This is a genomic window from Kitasatospora sp. LaBMicrA B282, assembly GCF_050325825.1.
Lineage (GTDB): Bacteria > Actinomycetota > Actinomycetes > Streptomycetales > Streptomycetaceae > Kitasatospora.
Window position 1 is genome coordinate 45,910 of sequence record NZ_JBNQTI010000039.1, and the last position, 9,553, is coordinate 55,462.

The 9,553-nt window shown below is 73.0% G+C and carries 8 protein-coding genes; all 8 read left to right on the top strand.

Annotated features, from left to right (window positions below; all coding sequences use genetic code 11):
• Positions 1-6 precede the first annotated feature (6 nt).
• Positions 7-1,599, top strand: coding sequence for an amino acid permease (locus ACQRUO_RS13940; RefSeq protein WP_428316182.1), 1,593 nt, complete (start codon positions 7-9; stop codon positions 1,597-1,599).
• On the top strand, positions 1,596-2,957 hold the full coding sequence (locus ACQRUO_RS13945; RefSeq protein ID WP_428316183.1) for a glutamine synthetase family protein: 1,362 nt from the start codon (positions 1,596-1,598) through the stop codon (positions 2,955-2,957). The genes ACQRUO_RS13940 and ACQRUO_RS13945 overlap by 4 nt, the downstream gene beginning before the upstream one ends.
• Positions 2,954-3,667, top strand: coding sequence for a gamma-glutamyl-gamma-aminobutyrate hydrolase family protein (locus tag ACQRUO_RS13950; RefSeq protein WP_428316184.1), 714 nt, complete (start codon positions 2,954-2,956; stop codon positions 3,665-3,667). Before ACQRUO_RS13945 ends, ACQRUO_RS13950 begins: the two co-directional genes overlap by 4 nt.
• A complete protein-coding gene (locus ACQRUO_RS13955; RefSeq protein WP_428316185.1) occupies positions 3,664-5,058 on the top strand; it encodes an aldehyde dehydrogenase family protein in 1,395 nt (464 codons plus the stop codon). Before ACQRUO_RS13950 ends, ACQRUO_RS13955 begins: the two co-directional genes overlap by 4 nt.
• 2 nt (positions 5,059-5,060) lie before the next feature.
• Positions 5,061-5,828 (top strand): 3-oxoacyl-ACP reductase, encoded by a 768-nt coding sequence (locus ACQRUO_RS13960; protein WP_428316186.1) that lies wholly within the window; start codon positions 5,061-5,063, stop codon positions 5,826-5,828.
• A gap of 93 nt (positions 5,829-5,921) precedes the next feature.
• Complete coding sequence (locus ACQRUO_RS13965; protein ID WP_428316187.1) at positions 5,922-7,340, top strand: aldehyde dehydrogenase family protein; 1,419 nt, start codon at positions 5,922-5,924, stop codon at positions 7,338-7,340.
• 73 nt (positions 7,341-7,413) lie between these two features.
• Positions 7,414-8,493: a Zn-dependent alcohol dehydrogenase gene (locus ACQRUO_RS13970; protein ID WP_428316189.1), complete on the top strand. Its 1,080-nt coding sequence runs from the start codon at positions 7,414-7,416 to the stop codon at positions 8,491-8,493.
• Between the two features lie 166 nt (positions 8,494-8,659).
• Positions 8,660-9,553, top strand: an 894-nt coding sequence (locus ACQRUO_RS13975) for a protein kinase domain-containing protein (protein ID WP_428316188.1), incomplete at its 3' end; no start/stop codon positions are given.

The window sequence follows — 9,553 nt, forward strand, 5'->3', positions numbered from 1 at the left end:
GTGCGCATGTCCTCCGAGCAGTACCCGGTCGACCAGGTTCCCCCGCCTGCGTTGCCGTCCGTTTCCGGCAGTGTTACCAGTAGGGTCTCCACCACGGGTTCCGCCGAGCTCACCGACGACGAACGGCGGCTGCGTGAACTCGGCTACACCCAGGAACTGGCCCGCTCGCTCTCCGGCTTCTCCAACTTCGCCGTCTCCTTCTCGATCGTCTCGATCCTCTCCGGCTGCCTGACCCTCTACGGCTTCGGCATGGTGACCGGCGGCCCCGCACTGATCACCTGGGGCTGGCCGCTGGTCGGCGCCATGACCCTCTGCGTCGGCCTGGCGATGGCCGAGATCTGCTCCGCCTACCCGACCGCCGGCGGCCTCTACTACTGGGCCGCCAAACTCGCCCGCGGCAACGCCCCGGCGGCGAGTTGGTTCACCGGCTGGTGCAACTTCATGGGCCAGGTCGCGGTCACCGCGAGCGTCGACTACGGCGCGGCCACCTTCACCAACGCCCTGCTCGACCTCACCTTCGGCCTCCAGGCCAGCACCGTGCACACCGTGGAGATCTTCGCGGTGATCCTGCTGCTGCACGGGGTGCTGAACAGCTTCGGGGTGCGCCTGGTCGCGCTCTTCAACACGGTCAGCGTCTGGTGGCACCTGCTCGGCGTGGCGATCATCGTCGGTGCGCTCGCGGTGCTGCCGCAGCACCACGCCTCGGTCTCCTTCGTGCTCGGGAAGTTCGTCAACCAGACCGGCTTCCACAGCTCCTTCTACGTGGCCCTGCTCGGCCTGCTGCTCGCCCAGTACACCCTCACCGGGTACGACGCCTCGGCCCACATGACCGAGGAGACCCGGGACGCCGCCCGCTCCGGCCCGCGCGGGATCGTCAACTCGATCCTGGTCTCGCTGGTGGCCGGCTGGATCCTGCTGATCGGCCTCACCTTCGCGATCCAGGACTACAACGGCGAGGTGAACAGCAGCACCGGCGAGCCGCCCGCACAGATCTTCCTCGACGCGATCGGCCGGCACGGCGCCGAGTTCCTGCTGGTCATCGTGATCGGCGCGCAGTTCTTCTGCGGCATGGCCTCGGTCACCGCCAACTCCCGGATGATCTACGCCTTCTCGCGCGACGGCGCGCTGCCCGGCTCCCGGCTCTGGCACCGGATCGACGCCCGCACCCAGACCCCCACCAACGCGATCTGGCTGGCCACCGGCGGCGCCTTCCTGCTCGGCCTGCCCGCCCTGTGGAACACCACCGCGTTCAACGCCGTCACCTCGGTCTCGGTGATCGGCCTCTACCTCGCCTACGTGATCCCGGTCTACCTGCGGCTGCGCCAGGGCGAGGCGTTCCAGCGCGGCCCCTGGCACCTGGGCCGGTACAGCCGGGTGATCGGGGGCATCGCGGTCGGCTGGACCGCGCTGATCACCGTGCTCTTCATGCTCCCCACGCTCGACCCGATCACCGCCCAGAACTTCAACTACACCAGCGTCGCCATCGCGGTGGTGCTCGGCTTCGCGGCCCTCTGGTGGTTCGCCTCGGCGCGGCGCTGGTTCACCGGCCCGCGCATCCACGACCTGCAGGACGGAACTCCCCGGGAGGAGAACGGATGAGCAGCAGCGCCCGGCTGACCGTCGACCAGCTCAAGGCCGGCGTCGCCGACGGCAGCATCGACACCGTGGTGCTCGCCATGACCGACATGCAGGGCCGCCTGCAGGGCAAGAGGCTGGCCGCCGACTACTTCCTGACCGACGTGCTCGGCCGGCACGCCGAGGGCTGCGGCTACCTGCTGGCCGTGGACGTCGAGATGAACACGGTGGACGGCTACGAGGTCTCCTCCTGGGAGAACGGCTACGGCGACCTCGAGCTGGTGCCCGACCTGGACACGTTGCGCCTGCTGCCCTGGCACCCCGGCACCGCGATGGTGCAGTGCGACGTGGCCCGCGCGGACGGCACCCCGGTGGCGGTCTCGCCGCGCCAGGTGCTGCAACGGCAGCTGGACCGGCTGGCCGGCTACGGCTGGCAGGCCCACGTGGGCACCGAGTTGGAGTTCATCGTCTTCAAGGACAGCTACGAGCAGGCCTGGGACCAGGACTACCGGAAGCTGACCCCGGCCAACCAGTACAACGTCGACTACTCGCTGCTCGGCACCGCGCGGATCGAGCCGCTGCTGCGCCGGCTGCGCAACCAGATGGCCGGCGCCGGGCTGACCGTGGAGTCGGCCAAGGGCGAGTGCAACCTCGGCCAGCACGAGATCGCCTTCAAGTACGCCACCGCGCTGCGCACCTGCGACGACCACGCGGTCTACAAGACCGGCGCCAAGGAGATCGCCGCCCAGGAGGGCGTCAGCCTCACCTTCATGGCCAAGTACGACGAGCGCGAGGGCAACTCCTGCCACATCCACCTCAGTCTGCGGGAGGCCGACGGCGCCCCGGCCTTCGCGGGGGAGGGGCCGCACGGCTTCTCCCGGGTGATGGAGCACTTCCTGGCCGGCCAACTCGCCTGCCTGTCCGACTTCGCGCTGCTGCTCGCCCCCACCGTCAACTCCTACAAGCGCTACGTGCCGGGCAGCTTCGCGCCCACCGCGATCGCCTGGGGCCGGGACAACCGCACCTGCGCGCTGCGGGTGGTCGGCCACGGCGCCTCGCTGCGGTTCGAGAACCGGGTGCCCGGCGGCGACGTCAACCCCTACCTGGCGGTCGCCGCGCTGATCGCCGCCGGACTGCACGGCATCGAACAACAGCTGCCGCTGGAACCGGAGTTCACCGGCAACGCGTACGCCTCCGACGCGCCCCGGGTGCCCGCCACGCTGCGCGACGCGGTAGCCGCCTTCGAGGCCAGCGAGGTGGCCGCGCTCGCCTTCGGCAAGGACGTGGTGCGCCACTACAGCCACGCCGGCCGGGTCGAACTGGCCGCCTTCGAGGCGGCGGTGACCGACTGGGAGCGGCGGCGCGGATTCGAGCGGCTGTGACCGGGCGGCCGGTGGTGGGGATCACCACCTATCTGGAGCAGAGCGCCTGGGGGGTCTGGGACCAACCGGCCGCGGTGCTCCCGGCGTTGTACGTGACCGCGGTCAGCGCCGCGGGTGCGGTGCCGGTGCTGCTCCCGCCGCAGCCGGTCGGCGACCCGCACGCGCTGCTGGCCCGGCTGGACGGCCTGGTGCTGGCCGGCGGACCGGACATCGAGCCGGCCCGCTACGCCGCCGCGCCGGACCCGCACACCGGCACCGCGCGCCCGCAGCGCGACGCCTGGGAGCTCGCCCTGACCGAGGCCGCGCTGGTGCGCGACCTGCCGGTGCTCGGCATCTGCCGCGGCCTGCAGGTGCTCAACGTGCTGCGCGGCGGCACCCTGGTGCAGCACCTGCCGGACCGCACCGGCGACCGGACCCACCAGATCGCCCGGGCCACCTTCCACCGCCGCGAGGTGCGGATCGCCACCGACAGCCTGGTCGGCAGGATCCTCGGCCCGCGCGCCGAGGTGCTCTGCTACCACCACCAGGCGGTGGACGAGCTCGGCGCGGGCCTGCGCGCGGTGGCGCACAGCAGCGACGGGATGGTGGAGGCGATAGAGGTGCCGGGCGCGCGCTTCGCGATCGGCCTGCAGTGGCACCCCGAAGCCGACCCGGCCGACCCGAGAATCTTCCGATCCTTCGTCAACGCCCTCGAGGAGAAGCCCGCGTGACCCAACCATCGACGATCGAGGAGGACGGCGACCTCTTCGAGGTGGTCAACCCGGCCACCGAGGAAGTGATCGACACCGTCGAGCTGGCCGGCCCGGCCGCCACCGACGCCGCGATCGCCCGGGCCCGGGCCGCCTTCGAGCGGTGGCGCGCCGTCGCCCCCGCCGACCGGGCCCGGCTGCTGCGCGCCTTCGCGGCCGCGGTGGACGCCGACCGGGAGAACCTGGCGCAGCTGGAGGTGACCAACGCCGGCCACACCATCGGCAACGCCCGCTGGGAGGCGGGCAACGCGCGCGACGTGCTGGAGTACTACGCCGCCGCGCCGGAGCGCCTGTTCGGCCGGCAGATCCCGGTGGCCGGCGGCATCGACGTCACCTTCCAGGAGCCGCTCGGCGTGGTCGGGGTGATCGTGCCGTGGAACTTCCCGATGCCGATCGCCGCCTGGGCGCTGGCCCCGGCGCTGGCCGCCGGCAACACCGTGGTGCTCAAGCCGGCCGAGCTGACCCCGCTCACCGCGCTGCGGCTGGCCGAACTCGCGCTGGCCGCCGGGCTGCCCGAGGGCGTCTTCCAGGTGCTGCCCGGGCGCGGTCCGGTGGTCGGCCGGCGCTTCGTCACCCACCCGGACGTGCGCAAGGTGGTCTTCACCGGCTCCACCCGGGTGGGCAAGGAGATCGCGGCCGGCTGCGCCGAGCAGGTCAAGCCGGTCACCCTGGAACTCGGCGGCAAGAGCGCCAACATCGTCTTCGCCGACGCCGACCTGGCCAAGGCCGCCGCCACCGCGCCGTACGCGGCCTTCGACAACGCCGGGCAGGACTGCTGCGCACGGTCCCGGCTGCTGGTGCAGGAGAGCGTGCTGGACGAGTTCCTGGCGCTGCTGGAGCCGGCGGTGCTCGGGGTCAAGGTGGGCGACCCGCTGGACGAGGCCACCGAGATGGGACCGCTGATCTCGGCCGCGCAGCACGCCCGGGTGGCCGGGTACCTGACCGACGAGGTCTCCATCCACCTGCAGGGCCAGGTCCCCGGCGGCAAGGGCTTCTGGTTCCCGCCCACCGTGGTCGCCCCGGTCGACCCGCGCTCGCGGGTGTTCACCGAGGAGGTGTTCGGGCCGGTGCTGGCCGTGGTCCCGTTCACCGACGAGGCGGACGCGGTGCGGATCGCCAACGCCACCGAGTACGGCCTGTCCGGCTCGATCTGGACCCGGGACGTGGGCCGCGCGCTGCGGGTGGCGCGCGGCGTGGAGGCCGGCAACCTGTCGGTCAACTCGCACTCCTCGGTCCGCTACACCACGCCCTTCGGCGGCTTCAAGCAGTCGGGCCTGGGCCGCGAGCTCGGCCCGGACGCGCTGGCCGCCTTCACCGACACCAAGAACGTCTTCATCTCCACGGAGGAGTAGCGATGACCAACCGTCTGGACGGCCGGGTGGCCGTGATCACCGGAGCCGGCAGCGGCATCGGGCTGGCCAGCGCCCGGCGGCTGGCGAGCGAGGGTGCCAAGGTGGTCTGCGTCGACCTGGACGAGACCACGGGCAAGGCGGCCGCCGCGGAGGTGGGCGGGCTCTTCGTGCGCGCCGACGTCACCGACGAGGCCGCGGTGCAGGGGATGTTCGAGGCGGCGGTGGCCGAGTACGGCCGCCTGGACATCGCCTTCAACAACGCCGGCATCTCGCCGCCGGACGACGACTCGATCCTCACCACCGGCCTGGAGGCCTGGAAGCGGGTCCAGGACGTCAACCTGACCAGCGTGTACCTCTGCTGCAAGTACGCCATCCCGCACATGCAGCGGCAGGGCAAGGGCTCGATCATCAACACCGCCTCGTTCGTCGCGGTGATGGGCGCGGCCACCTCGCAGATCTCCTACTCGGCCTCCAAGGGCGGGGTGCTGTCGATGTCGCGCGAGCTGGGCGTGCAGTTCGCCCGGGAGGGGATCCGGGTGAACGCGCTCTGCCCGGGGCCGGTGAACACCCCGCTGCTGCAGGAGCTGTTCGCCAAGGACCCGGAGCGGGCCGCCCGCCGGCTGGTGCACATCCCGCTGGGCCGGTTCGCCGAGCCGAGCGAGATCGCCGCCGCGGTCGCCTTCCTGGCCAGCGACGACTCCTCGTTCATGACGGCCAACACCTTCCTGGTGGACGGCGGCATCTCGGGGGCCTACGTCACCCCGATGTAGGCCGGGTGGCATGCTTGCGCGGGACGGCAGCCGGGGCGTTGACTAGCAGTGGTAGTTAACTCCCCGGTAGCTCGGCGAAGAGAGGACCATCCCGTGCAGCAGCATGCGGACCAGTACATCGACGGCAGCTGGCGGCCCAGCCTGGGCGGCGAAGCGCTGACGGTGTTCAACCCCGCCACGGAGCAGCCGATCGCCACCGTGCCGGCCGGCACCGCCGCGGACGTCGACGCGGCGGTGGCCGCCGCCCGGGCCGCCGCCCGCGGCTGGGGCACCACCACCCGCGAGCAGCGGCTGGCCCCGCTGACCCGGCTGCGCGACGGCCTGGTCGAGCGGCAGGAGGAGATCGCCGCGCTGATCAGCGCCGAGCAGGGCAGCCCGATCGGCTTCGCGCGCACCGTGCAGGCCGGGCTGCCGGTCGCCGTCGCCTCCTCCTACGTGGAGCTGTTGGCCGGCTACGAGTTCCAGGAGACGGTCGGCAACTCCACCGTCCTCGCCGAGCCGGCCGGTGTGGTCGCCGCGATCACCCCGTGGAACTACCCGCTGCACCAGATCGTCGCCAAGGTGGTGCCGGCACTGGCGGCCGGCTGCACGGTGGTGCTCAAGCCCGCCGAGGACACCCCGCTGGTGGCCCGGCTCTTCGCCGAGCTGGTGGCCGCCGCCGGCTTCCCGGCGGGCGTCTTCAACCTGGTCACCGGCGTCGGCGCGGTGGCCGGCGCGGCGCTGGCCGCGCACCCGGAGGTCGACCTGGTCTCCTTCACCGGCTCCACCGCGGTCGGCCGGGCGATCGGCGAGGCGGCCGGGCGCGGGATCAAGAAGGTCGCCCTGGAGCTGGGCGGCAAGAGCGCCAACGTGGTGCTCCCCGGCGCCGACCTGGCCCGCGCGGTGAACGTCAACGCCGCCAACGTCTTCACCAACTCGGGCCAGACCTGCACCGCCTGGTCCCGGCTGCTGGTGCACCAGGACCAGTACGAGGAGGCCGTCGAGCTGGCCGCCAAGGCCGCCGCCAAGTACCGGCCGGGCGACCCGGGCGCGGTCGGGACCCGGATGGGCCCGGTGGTCAACGCCAAGCAGCGCGACCGGGTGCGCGGCTACATCGAGAGCGGCCTGGCCCAGGGCGCCCGGCTGGCGGCCGGCGGCGCCGAGGCCCCCGCCGACCTGCCCATTGGCTACTACGTGCAGCCGACCGTGCTGGCCGACGTCACCCCCGGGATGACGGTGGCCCAGGAGGAGATCTTCGGCCCGGTGCTGTCGATCCTCGCCTACCGGGACGAGGAGCACGCCCTGGAGATCGCCAACGGCACCGAGTACGGCCTGGCCGGCGGGGTCTGGGCGGCCGACGAGGCGACCGCGGTGGCCTTCGCCCGCCGGATGGACACCGGCCAGGTGCACATCAACGGCGGCGCCTTCAACCCGCTGGCGCCGTTCGGCGGCTACAAGTCCTCCGGGGTCGGACGGGAGCTCGGGCGACACGGCCTGGAGGAGTTCCTGCAGACCAAGTCGCTCCAGTTCTGATCCCTTCCGCCCGCCGAACGGCCGCTCCGACCACCGAGCGGAACGGCCGCTCCGACCACTGAAAGGCATGGCCATGGTTCGCGCCGCCCTGCTCACCGCCGTGGGCGCTCCGCTGGAGCTGACCGAGATCGAGCTGCCCGAGCCGGGCCCCGGCCGGGTCCGGGTCAAGCTCGCCGCGGCCGGCGTCTGCCACTCCGACCTGTCGCTGGCCACCGGCATCCTGCGGGCGCCGGTGCCGGTGGTGCTCGGCCACGAGGGCGCGGGCACCGTGACGGCGGTCGGCGAGGGCGTCACCGGCTACCGGGTCGGCGACCAGGTGGTGCTCAACTGGGCACCGGCCTGCGGCGGCTGCCACCTGTGCGGGCTGGGCGAACCGTGGCTGTGCGAGCGGGCCGCCGACGGCTACCTGGAGCCCTACGGCACGCTGGCCGACGGCACCGCCGTGCACCCGGGCCTGGGCGTGGCCGCCTTCGCCGAGGAGACCGTGGTGCCCGAGCGCGCCCTGCTGCCGCTGCCGGCCGGCATCCCGCTCACCTCGGCCGCGCTGCTCGGCTGCGCGGTGCTCACCGGCTACGGCGCGGTGCACCACGCCGCCGGGGTCCGGGCCGGCGAGTCGGTGCTGGTCGTCGGGCTCGGCGGGGTGGGCCTCGCGGTGCTCCAGGCGGCCCGGATCGCCGGGGCGGGGCAGATCATCGCGGTCGACGTCAGCCCGGAGAAGGAGGAGCTGGCCCGCCGCCACGGCGCCACCGACTTCGTGGTGGCCGACGACCAGGTGGCCCGCACGGTGCGGAAGCTGACCGACGGGCACGGCGCCGACCACGCGATCGAGTGCGTCGGGCGGGGCAGCACCATCCGCACCGCCTGGTCCAGCACCCGGCGCGGCGGGCGGACCACGGTGGTCGGCATCGGCGGCAAGGACGACCAGGTCTCCTTCTCCGCCCTGGAGCTCTTCCACTTCGCCCGCACCCTGACCGCGTGCGTCTACGGCAACAGCGACCCGGCGAAGGACCTGCCGGTGCTGGCCGAGCACGTCCGGGCCGGCCGGCTGGACCTGGAGGCGCTGGTCAGCGACCGGATCACGTTGGAGGAGATCCCGGCCGCGTTCGAGCAGATGCGCGCGGGGCGGGGGGCGCGGTCGCTGGTGGTGTTCTGATCGTCGTCGCGTCCTGGGTCCCGGGCGGATGGACCGCGTCCCCCATCGAACGCCTGACCGTAGAACATCTGGCCATAGTCCAGCTTGGACCGTGGGGAGGGCTCTGGCAGACTGGCTTCGTTGACTGACGTTCAGTCAACGGCGCGCCTGACAGGGGAGACGGGGCATGTGGGGACGGGGGACGGTCCTCGGGGGCCGCTACACGCTGGCCGAGCGGCTCGGCGGCGGCGCGATGGGCGAGGTCTGGCGCGCCGAGGACGAGGTGCTGGAGCGCGCGGTGGCGGTCAAGATCCTGCTGCCGGCGCTGCTGGAGGACCGCACCTTCATGGAGCGGTTCCGCCGCGAGGCCAAGCTGCTCGCCTCGCTCAGCCACCCCGGCATCGTCGAGGTGCACGACTACGGCGAGGGCGAGGCGGACCCCGACACCCGGCTGGCCTACATCGTGATGGAGCTGATCACCGGCCGGCCGCTGGACGAGGCCCTGGCCGAGAGCGGCCCGCTGCCGGTCGAGCGCGGCCTCGACATCCTGGCCCAAGCGCTGGACGCGCTGCACACCGCCCACCGGCGCGGCGTCGTGCACCGCGACATCAAGCCCTCCAACCTGATGCTGCGCGACGACGGCCGGGTGGTGGTCACCGACTTCGGGATCGCCCGGGCGATGGCCGGGACCAAGCTCACCTCCTCCCAGGCGGTGCTCGGCACCGCGCTCTACGTGGCCCCCGAGCGGGCCGAGGGCAAGGCCTCGGTACCGGCCTCCGACCTCTACTCGATCGGCGTGCTCTGCTACGAGATGCTGGTCGGCGAGCCGCCGTTCACCGGTGAGACGGCCCTGGAGATCGTGCTCAAGCACGTCCGGGAGCCGGCGCCCGAGCTGCCGGAACGGTTCGCCGAGCCGGTGCGCGCACTGCTGGCGAAGGCGCTGGCCAAGCTGCCCGAGGAGCGGTTCGGCGATGCGGCCGAGATGGCGGCGGCGGCGCGGGCGGCGGCCGAGGGCAAGCCGGCCCCGGCGCCGAGCGGGCGCACCGAGCCGCTGCCGGCCGCGCTGGTGGCGGGGGCGGCG

What these genes read in the sequence shown, in the direction of transcription:
- ACQRUO_RS13940 (WP_428316182.1), top strand. Translation starts at nt 7, where the DNA reads ATGTCCTCCGAGCAGTACCCGGTCGACCAGGTTCCCCCGCCTGCGTTG.
- ACQRUO_RS13945 (WP_428316183.1), top strand. Translation starts at nt 1,596, where the DNA reads ATGAGCAGCAGCGCCCGGCTGACCGTCGACCAGCTCAAGGCCGGCGTC.
- ACQRUO_RS13960 (WP_428316186.1), top strand. Translation starts at nt 5,061, where the DNA reads ATGACCAACCGTCTGGACGGCCGGGTGGCCGTGATCACCGGAGCCGGC.
- ACQRUO_RS13970 (WP_428316189.1), top strand. Translation starts at nt 7,414, where the DNA reads ATGGTTCGCGCCGCCCTGCTCACCGCCGTGGGCGCTCCGCTGGAGCTG.